Annotated in this window: 15 protein-coding genes; 8 read left to right on the forward strand and 7 right to left on the reverse strand. The window is 63.7% G+C overall.

Translation table 11 applies throughout. The annotated features are described in order from the left end of the window. Window positions 1–10 precede the first annotated feature (10 nt). The 4 genes from J2S96_RS05430 to J2S96_RS05445 form a co-directional block, all read right to left on the reverse strand. On the reverse strand, window positions 11–895 hold the full coding sequence (locus tag J2S96_RS05430; RefSeq protein WP_306860694.1) for a carbohydrate ABC transporter permease: 885 nt from the start codon (window positions 893–895) through the stop codon (window positions 11–13). Continuing rightward, entirely contained in the window at window positions 888–1,853 is a 966-nt protein-coding gene (locus tag J2S96_RS05435; RefSeq protein ID WP_306860696.1) for a carbohydrate ABC transporter permease, read from the reverse strand. The genes J2S96_RS05430 and J2S96_RS05435 overlap by 8 nt, the downstream gene beginning before the upstream one ends. 73 nt (window positions 1,854–1,926) lie before the next feature. Continuing rightward, complete coding sequence (locus J2S96_RS05440) at window positions 1,927–3,165, reverse strand: ABC transporter substrate-binding protein (RefSeq protein ID WP_306860698.1); 1,239 nt, start codon at window positions 3,163–3,165, stop codon at window positions 1,927–1,929. Between the two features lie 47 nt (window positions 3,166–3,212). Then, complete coding sequence (locus J2S96_RS05445) at window positions 3,213–4,538, reverse strand: L-fuconate dehydratase (RefSeq protein WP_306860700.1); 1,326 nt, start codon at window positions 4,536–4,538, stop codon at window positions 3,213–3,215. 142 nt (window positions 4,539–4,680) lie between these two features. Here J2S96_RS05445 and J2S96_RS05450 point away from each other — a divergent pair, with 142 nt between their 5' ends. From J2S96_RS05450 to J2S96_RS05480, 7 genes are all read left to right on the forward strand, one after another. Then, window positions 4,681–5,592 carry a fumarylacetoacetate hydrolase family protein gene (locus J2S96_RS05450; RefSeq protein WP_306860702.1) on the forward strand — a complete coding sequence of 304 codons (912 nt, stop codon included), beginning with the start codon at window positions 4,681–4,683 and terminating at the stop codon, window positions 5,590–5,592. Next, on the forward strand, window positions 5,589–6,338 hold the full coding sequence (locus J2S96_RS05455; RefSeq protein WP_306860704.1) for an SDR family NAD(P)-dependent oxidoreductase: 750 nt from the start codon (window positions 5,589–5,591) through the stop codon (window positions 6,336–6,338). Before J2S96_RS05450 ends, J2S96_RS05455 begins: the two co-directional genes overlap by 4 nt. A gap of 94 nt (window positions 6,339–6,432) precedes the next feature. After that, on the forward strand, window positions 6,433–7,752 hold the full coding sequence (locus J2S96_RS05460; RefSeq protein ID WP_306860706.1) for an ATP-binding protein: 1,320 nt from the start codon (window positions 6,433–6,435) through the stop codon (window positions 7,750–7,752). A gap of 22 nt (window positions 7,753–7,774) precedes the next feature. After that, window positions 7,775–8,401, forward strand: coding sequence for a transmembrane-type terpene cyclase (locus J2S96_RS05465; RefSeq protein ID WP_306860708.1), 627 nt, complete (start codon window positions 7,775–7,777; stop codon window positions 8,399–8,401). 213 nt (window positions 8,402–8,614) lie between these two features. Further along, window positions 8,615–8,848 (forward strand): helix-turn-helix transcriptional regulator, encoded by a 234-nt coding sequence (locus J2S96_RS05470; protein WP_306860710.1) that lies wholly within the window; start codon window positions 8,615–8,617, stop codon window positions 8,846–8,848. Further along, on the forward strand, window positions 8,845–10,038 hold the full coding sequence (locus tag J2S96_RS05475; protein ID WP_306860712.1) for a type II toxin-antitoxin system HipA family toxin: 1,194 nt from the start codon (window positions 8,845–8,847) through the stop codon (window positions 10,036–10,038). Before J2S96_RS05470 ends, J2S96_RS05475 begins: the two co-directional genes overlap by 4 nt. Window positions 10,039–10,198: 160 nt before the next feature. Beyond that, window positions 10,199–10,345 carry a lmo0937 family membrane protein gene (locus J2S96_RS05480; RefSeq protein ID WP_306860714.1) on the forward strand — a complete coding sequence of 49 codons (147 nt, stop codon included), beginning with the start codon at window positions 10,199–10,201 and terminating at the stop codon, window positions 10,343–10,345. A gap of 186 nt (window positions 10,346–10,531) precedes the next feature. Here J2S96_RS05480 and J2S96_RS05485 read toward each other — a convergent pair whose 3' ends face one another. From J2S96_RS05485 to gluQRS, 3 genes are read right to left on the reverse strand one after another with little or no spacing between them, the layout of a single operon-like run. Beyond that, window positions 10,532–11,671 carry a serine hydrolase domain-containing protein gene (locus J2S96_RS05485; RefSeq protein WP_306860717.1) on the reverse strand — a complete coding sequence of 380 codons (1,140 nt, stop codon included), beginning with the start codon at window positions 11,669–11,671 and terminating at the stop codon, window positions 10,532–10,534. 9 nt (window positions 11,672–11,680) lie between these two features. Next, entirely contained in the window at window positions 11,681–12,694 is a 1,014-nt protein-coding gene (locus tag J2S96_RS05490) for an NADP-dependent oxidoreductase (RefSeq protein ID WP_306860719.1), read from the reverse strand. Then, complete coding sequence (gene gluQRS, locus J2S96_RS05495) at window positions 12,695–13,603, reverse strand: tRNA glutamyl-Q(34) synthetase GluQRS (protein WP_306860721.1); 909 nt, start codon at window positions 13,601–13,603, stop codon at window positions 12,695–12,697. A gap of 128 nt (window positions 13,604–13,731) precedes the next feature. Here gluQRS and J2S96_RS05500 point away from each other — a divergent pair, with 128 nt between their 5' ends. Further along, window positions 13,732–13,956 carry a hypothetical protein gene (locus J2S96_RS05500; RefSeq protein WP_306860723.1) on the forward strand — a complete coding sequence of 75 codons (225 nt, stop codon included), beginning with the start codon at window positions 13,732–13,734 and terminating at the stop codon, window positions 13,954–13,956. The last annotated feature ends 36 nt before the right edge of the window (window positions 13,957–13,992 follow it).

Below are 13,992 nucleotides of genomic sequence, written 5' to 3' on the forward strand. Positions count from 1 at the left end.
GTGGTTGGTACTAGCGTCCGCCGAGGCCGCTCGTGACGATGCCTTTGACGAGGTGCTTCTGCAGCAGGATCAGCAACAGAAGGGTCGGCGCCATCGAAATTACCGAGGCGGCCATGACGAGGTGCCACTGGTTGCCCTGCTGGCCGAAGAACATCTGCAGCCCCAGCGGGATGGTTCCGAGGTTGTTGACGTCGTTGATCACTACCAAGGGCCACAGGAATGAGTTCCAGTAGCTGATGAAACTGAAGACGGCCAGTACCGCCATGGTGGGCCTGGCCAGCGGAAGCATGACCAGGAGGAAGGTCCGCAGGGTTCCTGCGCCGTCGACCCGTGCGGCGTCGTCGAGCTCCTGCGGCACGCCCAGGAAGAACTGCCGCAAGAGAAAGGCACCGAATGCGGTGAAGGCCCAGGGCACGATGAGCGACTGGAAGGTGTTCACCCAGCCGACTTTCTGCATCATCACGAACATCGGGACGATCAGGACCTCCTGGGGAATCATGAGGGTTGCGAGGAACACCATGAATACCAGGTTCCGTCCCCGCCAGCGCTGCCTTGAGAACGCGTAGCCGGAAAATGCCGAAACCGCCAGGGTCAGCGCTGTTCCTGCGGCCGAGACGAGCAAGCCGTTGCCCATGAACTTCAGGAATGGCATGTAATTCAAGGCCTCCTGGTAGTTCTGCCACCGGAATTCCGAGCCGATCAGCTTCGGCGGAACACTGAAGATCTCAGCGGGCGGCTTGAGGGAGGTCGCGAACATGTAGATCAAGGGGGACAGGAAGAGCAGCGCGATAAGGCAAAGGATCACATAGCCGATAGCGGGCCTGATCTTGGCTGGTTTGCGTGTTACAGGACGTGCCCCGGCAACGGGACGTGCCCGGCTCGTCGTCTCAAGCATCGTAGTGGACCCACTTCCTTTGTCCGAGGAACTGGACGGCCGTCACGCCCAGGATGATGACGAACAGGATCCAGGCCGCCGCCGACGCGAGGCCGAGCTGGTGGAATTGGAAGCCCTGGTTGTAGATGTACAGGACGATGGTGGAGGTGGCTGAGCCGGGCCCGCCCTTGGTGAGGATGAACGGCTGCGCGAAAACCTGGAAGGAGGTTATGAGGGTCATCATGGTGCCGAAGAAGATCGACGGCGAAATGAGCTTGAGCTTGATCCGCCAAAAGATGGTCCAGGCGTTGGCGCCGTCGATCGCTGCCGCCTCGGTGAGGTTCTCCGGGACAGCATCCAAGGCTGCCGAGAACACCAGCATGTTGTAGCCGAATCCTTGCCACACGCTCATCACGACGATGGCCATCATTGCCCAGTGTTCGTCTCCGAGGAAGTTCGGCGCAGAGACGCCGGTTGCGCTTTGCAGGGTACCGTCGATAAAGCCCCCGGGTTGGTACAGCATCCGCCAGACCACGACGTTTGCCACCACCGGGGTGATCGACGGAATGAAGAAGATGACCCGGAAGATGTGCCGGCCCTTGATCCGGGGAGTCAGCCACGCGGCGAGCCCCAGTGAGACAACCAGGTTGAGCGGGACGTACAGGATGACGAACAGGACGGTGTTCCGGACCACCTGGCCAAAAATGGGATCGTTGAAAAGCCGCAGGTAATTTTCGAAGCCGAGGAATTTCGGGGTTCCCAGGAGTGGCCAATTGAAGAGGCTGATCACAAGGGAAACAACGATCGGCAACAGCGTGAAGAACGCCAGGCCGAGCCCGTGCGGCAGGGCAAAAGCGGGTCCCCACATGGTCCGTCGGCCGAGTTGGGCGTCCGGTTCGGCTTTTGCCTTCCCGACGGCGGTGCCGGCGCCTGCCGCCGCTTCAGCAAGAGCCGGCTTGGCGGACTTGAGTAATGTCATTTCTCATTCCTTTGCGAAGAGTGCGGGCCTGCCCGGCGGTTGGTCAGGAACTGCCGGGCATGCACCACACTGATCATCGGGGCAGCTGGGCCGCAATGTCTTTCATGACATCGGCTGCGTTCTGCTGTCCGTTGATGGATTTGACGAGGTACTGATTGAAGAGCTGGCCCAACTGGTCGCTGTTGGTGTTGCTTGGCATGGGCACTGCCGTGGCTTCGGCGGTCTTGAGGGTTTCGGCCACTCCCGGTATTCCGGCGTTGTCAATCCACTTGGCCTGCTGTGCCGTACGCGCGGCGAGCGCACGTCCTGCTGACGCGAGCTCCCCCAGGACCTTCTCGCCGGTCATTTCCTTGAGGGCGGCAAAGGCTTTGTCGGGGGTGGCGCATTGCTTGGAGATTCCCCAGCCGGAACCGGCGCTGAAGGTCTTGCCACCGCCCTGGCCCGCGGGGAGGGTAGTCACGCCGACCTTGAACTTGGCTTTGGCCTTCACGTCCAGCAAAGACCACGGGCCGTCGATGCTCATGGCGGTGTTGCCCGCGAGGAATTCGTTGGAGCTGAATGATGCGTCACCTCCCGGCAACTGCGGGGAGACCTTTTCCTTATTCGTCAGGTCGGAGACCCACTGGAGTCCCTGGGCAAAAGTCGAATCGCCGGCGTCGATCGTACCGTCTTCCTTGAGCACGCGTCCGCCGTTGTAGGCGATGATCTGCGATTCAATGAAGAGGTCGGACGTGGTGGGTGCGATGGCGTGCTTGCCGTTGGTGCTCAGCTTCTTCGCGGCGGCCACGAACTCATCGCTTGTCCAGCCCGCCTTCGGTACCGGCACGCCTGCGGCGTCGAACATGTCCTTGTTGTAGAACATCATGACCGGGCCGACGTCGTAGGGAAGCGCATAGAGATTGTTGTCGGCGCTGAGTCCCTTGATCATGGACGGATCGAAGGCGCCCAGGTCCAGGTTGTTCTTCTTGACCAGGTCGTCGAGGGGCAGCATGCCGTCCTTGAGCTGCGCCGTCCGCAGGCTCTGGACGGCCACCAGGCAGGGTGCCGTGTTCGAGCTGAGCTGCGTGCTCATCTTGGTGAAGTAGTCCTGGAAAGTGGAACCCTGCAAGGTGATCTTCACGTCACCCAGGGTGTTGCTGACCTCGTCGGCAACCTTCTCCCAGTTTTTCTGGTCTTCCGTGCCACCGACCCACATGGCCCAGGTCATGGCGGTCTTGCCATCGGAAGTACTGCCGGAAGAGCTGCCCCCGCAGCCGGTGAGTCCAACCAGGCCGAGTGCCAAGGCACCAGCCACCAACGCTTCTTTGCGCATATCTTTCACCACGTGCTTTCAGTAGGGAATTGGGCTAATACGACGAGTTAGTGATGCGGAGCGGACGGATGGGACACCGTGGCCCAGGCAGGGCCACCGGGAAAGCTGTAATCGGCCAGCGTGTTACCAAGCATTTCGTTTCCGGCCCCTGGCGCGGACGGCGGCCAGTAGCAGCCATCGTGGACGTCCACCGGGGTGGCGAAGTGCTCGTGCAGGTGGTCGACGAATTCGATCATCCTGCCATTCTTGTCGCCGGAAACGGCCACGAAATCGAACATCGACAAGTGCTGGACGGCCTCGCACAGGCCAACCCCGCCGGCATGCGGGCAGACCCGGACGCCGAACTTCGCGGCGAGGAGGAGGATGGCGATGTTCTCGTTCACGCCGGCCACCCTCGCGGCGTCCAGTTGCAGGACCTGGAGTGAACCGGCCTGCAGCATCTGCTTGAACATCACCCGGTTTTGGACGTGCTCACCGGTGGCCACGGGAATTGGAGCGACGCCCCGGGCGATCGCGGCGTGGCCCAGGACATCGTCCGGACTGGTGGGTTCCTCGATCCACGCGATGTCGTAGGGAGCCAGGTGCGACATCCAGTCGATGGCCTCCTGCACGTCCCAACGCTGGTTCGCGTCCACGGCGATCTTGATGTCCGGCCCCACGGCATCGCGGGCCGCTCGGACGCGACGGATATCGTCCTCAAGGGAGGCACCCACCTTGAGCTTGATCTGCCCGAAACCGTCCGCGACCGCTTCCTTGGCCAGGCGCACCAGTTTGTCGTCGCTGTAACCGAGCCATCCCGGCGTCGTCGTGTATGCGGGGTAGCCGTCCGCGAGGAGCGCTGCCGTGCGGGCGGCGCGACCGGGTTCGGACGCACGCAATATTCCGAGCGCGTCCTCCGGAGTGAGCGCGTCGCTGAGGTACCGGAAGTCGACGAGCGACACGATCTCTTCCGGGCTCATCCTGGAGAGCAGCTCCCACAAAGGGAGCCCGGCCCGCTTGCTCTTGAGGTCCCAGAGGGCATTGACGACGGCGCCGATCGCCATGTGCATGACGCCCTTTTCAGGGCCAAGCCAGCGGAGTTGTGAATCGTGGGCCAGGACTTTCCAAGTGCCGCCCATGTCGCTAAGGAGCCCTTCGACGTCGCGGCCGAGGATGAAAGGGCGCAAGGCCTTGATCGCAGTGGTCTCCACTTCGTTGCCACGACCGATCGTGAAGACAAAACCGTGGCCCTCGTGGCCGTCGTTGGCATCCGTGCGGATCACCAAGTACGCCGCCGAATAGTCGGGATCCGGATTCATCGCATCCGATCCGTCCAGGTCCTGCGAGGTGGGAAAGCGGATGTCGAAAGTGTCCACCGCGGTGATGACGCTCATTGTGCTCCTTGCGTTACAGCAGCTCGTTTGCTGGGTTGAGCGTAAACATCGGATGTCTGCATTGTCAATGGGTCACATTTCCGTATTATGGAGAGCAGCAGCACACTAGAGCTCGGATGTTAGCCAGAGCACGGAGGAATACATGAACATGAAATTCGCCCGGCTGGGCACTGCCGGACATGAAAAGCCGGTCGTCATCGCCCAAGACGCCAACGGCACCGAAAAATACTTCAGCCTTGAACCGCTGACGAAGGACATCAACGGAGAGTTCCTCGCCACGGACGGCATCGCGCGCGCCCAAGAAGCCCTCAAAGCAGGCAATTTGCCCGAGATTTCAGCCGAGGGGCTCCGGATCGGTTCGCCCATCGCCCGCCCCGGATCGGTGATCTGCATCGGCCTCAACTACGCCGCGCACGCGGCGGAGTCCGGTGCCACGCCACCTGAATCACCGGTGGTGTTCCTGAAGCCGAGCAACACGGTCAGCGGCCCGTTCGACGCCGCACCCATCCCGCCGTCGTCGGAAAAGTACGACTGGGAGGTGGAACTCGGAATCGTCATCGGCCGCGAAGCGTCATACCTTTCCGGCATGGACGAGGCGGCGGAGTGCATCGCGGGCTACGTCGTCGCCAACGATCTCTCTGAGCGCGACTACCAAATACCCGGCGCGGCGGGCCAATGGACCAAGGGCAAGTCCCTGCCGCAGTCCACTCCCCTGGGCCCGTGGCTGGTTCCGGCGGACCAACTCGACGCCGGCAACCTCGGCCTGCGGACTTGGGTGAACGGCGAAATCCGCCAATCTTCCAATACCTCGGACATGATCTTCGACGTCCGCACCATCGTCCACCACGTCAGCCAGTTCATGGTCCTGGAACCCGGCGATGTCATCCTCACGGGTACTCCGGAAGGCGTGGCACTCTCGGGCCGGTTCCCGTATATACAGCCGGGCGACGTGGTTGAGCTAGAAGTGGACGGCCTCGGCCGGCAGCAGCAGGAGTTCCACCGGGCCCGCACGGGTTCGCTCGCCGCGGCAGCCACGGACAAGGCCGTCCGGTGAGCGCGGAGTTCGAGGGGCTCGTCGCCCTCGTCACCGGCGGGGCGTCCGGCATCGGCGCGGCCATCGCAGACCGCCTTGCCGACGGCGGCGCGAAGGTTGCCGTGCTGGACCTCAACCCATCCGGCACGCCACATTTCGGCGTCGAATGCAACGTGGCCGACGACGCCTCGGTGCGTGCCGCCGTCGACGCCGTCGCCCGGAAGTTTGGCCGCCTCGATGTGGTGGTCAACAATGCGGGGATCGGCGCCCAAGGGGACGTCGCGGCGAACGACGACGACGAATGGCACCGCGTGCTGGACATCAACGTTGTGGGCATCGCCCGCGTCAGCCGCGCCGCCCTGCCGTACTTGCGGGAGTCGCCGGCGGCCGCAATCGTCAACACCTGCTCCATCGCCGCGACCGCGGGGCTGCCGCAGCGGGCATTGTATTCGGCGTCGAAAGGCGCGGTGTTGTCCCTGACGCTTGCCATGGCGGCCGATCATGTCCGCGAAGGGATCCGGGTCAATTGCGTCAACCCGGGCACCGTGGACACCCCGTGGGTGGGCAGGCTGCTTGAATCCGCCGCGGACCCGGCTGCAGAACGCGCCGCGCTCAACGCCCGCCAGCCACACGGCCGCTTGGTGGACGCCGCGGAGGTGGCCGGCGCCGTCGCCTACCTCGCGAGCCCGCTGTCCGGTTCGACGTCGGGCACGTCCCTGGCGATCGACGGCGGCATGCAAGGCTTGCGGCTGCGGCCGGTGGGGTAGGCACGTAACGCAACGCCCCTGCAACCCCGCTCCGCCACCGGTTCGCCTATGCTCAACACCAGGCATTCGATGGCGATCCACCTAGGAGCAGGGCATGAGCAACTGGCGTATCAGGGACTTCCATTCGTCCGACATGGACGGGATCCTGCACCTGTGGGAGTCGCTCAAAGCGGACAACGTGGAGCCGGTCTATGCGCTCTCCGAGGTCCTGGCGTCATGCGAGAAGGACCACGCCGTGGTAGCGGTGCAGGGCGAGCAGGTGGTGGGTGCCGCCGTCGGACGTGCTGCCCATGACCAAGGCTGGATCGTCTTCCTGGCCACCCTGCCCGAATTCCGGGGCCGTGGGATCGGCACTTCGCTGCTGGCCGCCGTCGAGAACCGGATGACGCCGCACGGCCTGAACAAGCTCTCGGCGCTCATGCCCGAATCCGAGACCCGGGTCGAAGCATTCCTGGGCCGGGGCTTCCTGCTCAAGCAAAACCTGCACTACTTCGAGCGGACCATCCCGGTGCAGCGCCAGGAGCTTGAGCCGCTGAGCCAGCTCGGAGGGCGCATCCTCGCCCGCGACTTGTGGGAAAACGTTGCCGGCATGCGCCGCGAAAAGGAGCTGCTGGAACGCCGGCTGGTCCTGCCGCTGGCTCAGGCGGACCTCGCCGACGAGTACGGCGTGGTGCCGCCGCGCGCCGTCGTGCTCTTCGGCCCGCCGGGCACCGGGAAGACGACGTTCGCGAAGGCGATCGCTTCCCGGCTTGAGTGGCCGTTCGTGGAGGTCTTCCCTTCACGCCTGGCCGCCGATCCCAAAGGCTTGGCGGGCGCGCTGCGCGAGACGTTCCTGGAAATCGCCGAGTTGGAGCATGCGGTGGTCTTCATCGACGAGGTGGAAGAGATCGCCGCCCAGCGGTCGGGCGAGCCGCCGTCGCCGTTGCAGGGCGTCACGAACGAGCTCCTCAAGATCATCCCCGCGTTCCGTGAACAGCCCGGCCGCCTGCTGGTGTGCGCGACGAACTTCATCCGCGCCCTGGATTCGGCGTTCCTGCGGCACGGCCGCTTCGACTACGTCATCCCGATCGGCCTGCCCGACGTCCACGCCCGCGAGGCCATGTGGCAGCGCTTCATCCCGGCCAGCGTGGTGGACTCCGTGGATGTGGACTTGCTGGTCTCGCGGACGGAGGGCTTCTCACCCGCGGACATTGAATACGCGGCGCGCAGTGCCTCCCAGCGTGCTTTGGAAAAAGCAGTTTATCCAGCGGAAACTGTCGACGCTTCCTTTCCGGGCGCGGCACCGGCGTCGAACGCCCGGAAGGGGCCCGTCACGCAGGACTATCTCGACGCCATCGCCGATACCCGAACGACAGTCAGCGAGGAGGTCCACCAGGACTTCCTCGAGGACATCGACGTGCTGGGCCGGGTGTAGGAAGCCAACGCGGGGAAGAACCTTGAACCTGTTCCTGACAATCCTGAGTGGAGTAGCCTGGACCACCGTCTACGTCTGCGCGATCCTGGTCGGCTTCCGTGACAAGAGCTACGCAATCCCTGCGGCGGCCCTGGGCCTGAACATCGCGTGGGAAGTCATTTACGCTCTCCACTCGCTCAGCACGAGGCTCTCCGTGCAGGGCGTCATCAACATTGCCTGGGCACTGGCGGACATGGTGATCGTGTACACCTTCCTTCGTTTCGGCAGGCGGGAGCTTCCCGGCTTTGTCACGCGCCCGCTGTTCGTTGGATGGTCGGTTCTCCTGCTCATTGCGTCCTTCATCGTGCAATGGCTCTTCATCGCCGAGTTCGATTGGGATCCCGCCTCAAGGTACGCGGCTTTCCTGCAGAATCTCCTCATGTCCGGCCTGTTCATTGCCATGTTCGCGGCCCGGCGCGGACTGCGCGGCCAATCCATGGTGATCGCCGTGGCGAAATGGATCGGTACCCTAGCGCCGACCATCAGCTTCGGGGTTCTCCAAAACTCGCTGTTCATCCTCGGCATCGGCCTCCTGTGCAGCATCTTCGACCTGAGCTACATCGGCCTGCTGTGGTGGGCCAAGCGGAACCCCGCGACTGTCCGCGGCTAGCCGAATTCGTGGGTGTGGCCCCAAATCGGCGTGCCGGAGCGCAGCTAACGGCCCGCACCCACGATGTCGGCCGGGAGTCCACCGGAACGAACGTACCGATATGCTCTGACCGAGCCTTGATTCACCTCCCAGAGAAGCGGAAAATGAAGAAACCGGCACGAACGTACCGGGTAGGTCTGCGTGCTTGCCCACAAAAGACCCGGAAGGATGGACATGTCCCCCAAGGAATTCACCGAGTCGCTGGGCGCCACGGTTCGCGCGCGCCGCGGATCCCTTAGCCTGAGCCAGTCGGACCTCGCCGACCTCGCGGGCGTCTCGGAGCGGTTCGTGCGTTTCGTGGAGCAGGGGAAGACCACGGTCCAATTGGAACCCCTCCTCGCCGTGCTTGGGACGCTGGGTCTTGAGCTCACGGTGCAGGGCGCGGGCAAGGCAAACAGCCGGTCATGACATTCCACCGCATCGCCGACGTGTACAAGCAGGGCATCCTGGCCGCGCGCATCGAGCGCCATGAAGGCGGCACCAAGTTCAGCTACTTGCCGCGGTACCTCGAATCGGGCCGTCCGGCCGTCGCCACGACGCTCCCGCTGACAACCGAAGCGGTGTTCACCCCGAGCGGCGCCGTTCCTCCCTACTTCACGGGCCTCCTCCCGGAAGGCCGCCGCCTGAACTCCCTGCGCCGTGCGGTCAAGGCCAGCGCCGACGACGAACTCGCCCTCCTCATGGGGGCCGGCGGGGACGCCGTGGGCGATGTCCAGACGGTCCCGCACGGCGAGTCGCCCACGGAGGGAGGCTCCGCCGTCGTGCTTGATTCGAAACTGCCGCTCGATTTCGATGCTTTGCTCGGCGATTCGGGCCTCATCGATCCGGTGGCGTTGGCGGGCGTGCAGGACAAATTATCGGCCGGGATGATTTCGCTCCCCGTGGCGCAAGCGGGTAAGCGCTTCATCCTCAAACTCAATGCCCCGGAATTCCCGTTCGTCGTGGAAAACGAATTCCTGATGTTCCGTTATGCTCGCCGGCTCCGGATCCCGGTGAGTACCGTGCAGTTGGTGCACGACGTCGGAGGGCGGGCCGGGCTGCTGGTGGAGCGTTTCGATCGCCTCACCGGGGCCGATGGCACTGCGCTTCGCCTCGCCGTCGAGGACGGAGCCCAAGTGCTGGGACTCTACCCGGCGGACAAGTACAGCGTGCCGTTCGGCGAGGTTTGCGCGGCTTTGGCGGAGCACTGTTCCGCACCCCTGCCGGCGTTGCGGAACCTGGCCATTCAGCTGGCGTTCGCTTGGCTCAGCGGCAACGGCGACCTCCATGCCAAGAACGTGTCCATGGTGCAGTCACCGCAAGGCGAATACACGATAGCCCCGGTCTACGACATCCCCTCCACAGTGGTCTACGGGGACAAGACCCTGGCGCTTGGCATCGGCGGCAAGAAAAGCGGAATCTCCCGGAAACACTTCCTTGCCTGGGCCGCGAAACTCGGGCTGACTGAGCGGGCAGCGGAGGGAGTCGTGGAACTCGCGCTCAAGGCCTCGGGCCCGCTTATCGCAGAGCTCGACGCCGGCGCCTCACCATTTGGACCGCTGCAGACAAGGGACTGGGTCAAGGAGCTCAGGCATCGGCGAAGGCTGATGAGCGGGTAGTGCAACCAGCAAAACGAAATTCAACTATCGCTTATTGAGAAGCCGTTAACAGGAACCCAATAGTGACATAAGGTGAGGGCACCACACGGTATCTGCGCAGGTCGCAGAGCGGCGGGGCGCAGAAACAACAATTCCATCCGCAGACAAAAGGGAGATTCTCATGTTGCTTTGGATAGCCATCATTATTGCGGTTCTCTGGCTTCTCGGGTTTATCGGCAACATCGGTGGCGGGTTCATTCACCTGCTTTTGGTTATTGCCGTAATCGTCCTGATCTTCCACTTCCTTCGTGGAAGATCGCGCGTATAAGCACAAACCGCATTCCGCCACGCGGGCGCCGGGACAGGGCTGCCGACGGACCAACCGTCGCCGGTCAATGTGGCGCCGGCTCGTGGCGGTACCACAATATTCACAATATTGCAGACGATCAAGGTCGCGTCGTGGTCCTGCGCGATATGCAGGACCACGACGTTTCAACCTTGAATCCCGATTCGGTCACTCTTTATCCGCCGGGGCCAGTTCGGTGACTGCCTTCCGCACGGCGGCGCTCAACTCGAGGTTGCGGCATCCGGCACCGCCCGGTTCCGCCTGCTGCGGCACGTACCCGAAGGCGAGTTCATACACAGGGTCGGCGAACCCCAAAGATGCGCTGGCGCCGTCGTGCCCGAACGCACGGTAGCTGCCGTAAGGCGAGCGGGCATGCGATTTCATGAACACTGTCCCAAAGCAGCTGGTTTCGCCAAACACGCGGTCGATGCCGAACACCTGCTCGGCCGTGACGGCCTGGATGGTCTCTTCGCTGAGGAGGGGCGCGACGGAGGGTCGGTCGCCGTCGGCGGCAAGCCCAGTGAGTGCCGCGGCGTAGACGCGGGCCATGCCTTCGGCGCTGGCGACACCGGCGACCGAACTCAGGCCAGCCGCGCGCACCTCGCGGATATTGGGCAGGTCAAGGATGTCCCCCACTCCAGAATTAGCCGAAAGACCGAAATGGCTGGCTGGATCGATCCACGGCTGGGAGGGGTCTGCGGCCCACCGGAGGGTGGCGTAGCGGGGCTCCTCGGACTCAGGCAGGCCCAGGAAAAAGTGGGCGCCCGTGACCGAGCGGATGCGTTGTTCGTAGATTTCCTGGAGCGTGGACCCGGCGATCCGTCGGCAAAGCTCCTCCATGAAGACGCCGATGGTCAGGGCGTGGTACCCGAAGGCAGTCCCGGGCTTCCAGAGCGGCCGCATCTGCGCGAGCTTGGCGGCGGCCAGCTCGGAGTTGTTGTATTCCTCGAGGGTGAGTCCGCCTTCGATTCCCAAAAGCCCGGCTTGGTGGGAGAGCAGCTGGGCCACGGTGACGGTGGCTTTCCCTTCCGCGCCGAATTCGGGCCAGTACTTGACCACTTCCGCATCGAGGTCCAGGAAGCCATCTTGGACCAGCAGAGCGATGACCAGTCCGGAGACTCCCTTGGAGCAGGAGAAGACCCCGGTGACGGAGTCCGGGCGCCGGTGCGGGCCGCCGCTTACATCCAATACCTTGACGCCCCGGTGGTAAGCCGCGAGCTGGGCCGAATATTCCGGATCTTCACTGAGGAAACGGCCAAAGAGTTCAGCGACCGGTTCGAATCCAGGGGCAATCGTCTGTGCATCCACCCGGACAGCCTAGCCGCGGGCGTCCATTGTCACCACGATCTTGCCCTTGGCGCGCCCCTGCTCCAGCGCAGCGAAAGCGTCGCCGATCTTTTCGAGCGGATAGCTGCTGTCCACAACGGCTTTCAGTTTCTCCTCGGAAACCAGGCGCGAGAGGAATTTGAGGTCCTCGCCGCTGGGATGCATGAAAAGATAACGGTATTTGACGTTCGCTTCCCTGGCGCGGCTCCGGATACCGAAGCTTGCAGCCCAGAACAGTGCGGTCATCCAGACCGGAGCGTCAAGGTCCTTCAAGGCCGTCTGCGGTTCAGGCATCCCGGCGATGCTGACCACTTTCGAGCCGGGCTTGAGGATCTTGAACGTCTGGTCCAGCGTCTCGCCGCCCACCAGGTCCAAGGCGGCGTCGAAGCCGCTGAGCACTTCTGTCAGCTTTTCCTTCGTGTAGTCGACGACGGCGTCGGCCCCGAGCCGCCGCACCAGCTCTTCCCCGCGGGGAGACGCGGTGGTGGTCACCTCTGCGCCAAAGTATTTGGCCAACTGGATGGCAAGGGTTCCTACTCCGCCCGCACCTCCGGAGATGAACAACTTGGTCCCCGGCTTGACCTCCAGCTCGTCGCGCAGTGCCTGCAACGCGGTCAGGCCTGCCAAGGGAAGGCTCGCGGCCTCGGTGTAGCTGAGCGACCTTGGCATGAGCGCAACGAGATCCTCGTGGACCGCGGCATGTTCCGCAAAGGCACCCAGCCTGGCCTTGTCTACGCGGGCAAAAACGCGGTCCCCTGTGGCAAAGCGGGTAACACCAGGGCCTACAGCTTCCACGATCCCGGCCAGTTCGCTTCCGGCCACCAATGGCAGCCTTGGCCGGGTGATCACCCGGACCGCGCCTTCACGCTGTTTGTAGTCCACAGGATTGAGTCCCGCCGCAAAAACCCTGACCAAGACCTCGCCAGGACCGGCAATCGGTTTGGGGACGTTTTGCAGTTCCATTGCGTCGGCGCCGCCGTAGCGGGTCAGCACATAGGCGAGCACTTAGGCCCCTTTCCGGAGGGTCGGTTGCTGAATGCCATTCCATATCCATGGCCCGCGTGGCAAGCGGGCCGGATCAAAGCTACCCAAGGCCTCGCCAAGCTCGCCGGCCGGCAAGCCGAGCGATTGCAGGATCACGTCCCGCACCTCTCCGGCGGCCAGCCCGACCGCGGCAAGTTCCCCCAGCGTCACTGCACCGTCGCGCTTGGCCAGGCGGGCGCCGTAGCGATTCAGCACCAAAGGGACATGGGCGTATTCCGGAATGGGCAACCCCAGCAAGGAAGCCAAATAGGCTTGGCGGGGCGTGGAGGACAGGAGATCGTCTCCACGGACCACTTGGTCCACGCCCTGCTCCGCGTCATCCACCACCACGGCCAAGTTATAGGCAGTGACGCCATCGTTCCGTCGGAGCACGAAGTCATCCACGACGCCCGTGTATGAGCCATGAAGCCTGTCCTCCACGGTCCATTCAGCAGTTTCGGAGCGGAGCCGGATGGCGGCCGGTCGGGAAGCCCGGCGGATCTCAAGCTCCGCCGTCGAAAGGTTCCTGCACGTCCCCGGGTACGCGCCTTGCGGCGAGTGCGGGGCAGACGGCGCGTCCTGGATCTCGCGCCGGGTGCAGAAGCATTCATACGTCAGTCCGGCCTTGGTGAGCCGTTCGATCGCGGCGCCGTACAGCGCGGAACGGGCCGTCTGGCGAACGACGGCGCCGTCCCATGTCACGCCGACGGCTTCCAGGTCCCGGAGCTGCACTGCCTCGGCACCGGCGCGGGCGCGGTCGAGGTCCTCGACACGCAGCAGGAACTGTCGTCCCATGGAACGCGCGAAGAGCCAAGCGAGCATGGCAGTGCGCAGGTTGCCCACGTGGAGTTCGCCAGAGGGGCTCGGGGCAAAGCGGCCAGCGGAAGTCATGGCACAAGACTATGCGCCGCCGGGCGTGCCTGCATGACCAGGGCACAGGCCCGGGGCACTGGGTCCCGGTCACGTGGGACTTTAATTATGGAATTACATACGTTTAGTTTCCAAAGAAAGGACCAACGTTGAGCTCAGCCCGAGTCACGGCGACGGTTTCCTTCTGGAAAGCCGAGGAAGGCTGGGGGGAACTTGTTCTTCCTGACGGGAAGAAATGTTTCGGACATTTCTCGGTCATCCAGCAATCGGGCGGCTACCGGTCCCTCGAAGCCGGCGATACGGTGGAGCTCGAATGGACGGCCGTCGTTCAAGATGAGTACGACTATGTCGCCGTGTGGATTCAGCCTCTCTGAGCACAACCCAGGCAGCACAAGAGCCCCTCAGCTACC

The organism is Arthrobacter bambusae, from assembly GCF_030812595.1.
In the GTDB taxonomy this organism is placed as follows: Bacteria; Actinomycetota; Actinomycetes; order Actinomycetales; family Micrococcaceae; genus Arthrobacter; species Arthrobacter bambusae_B.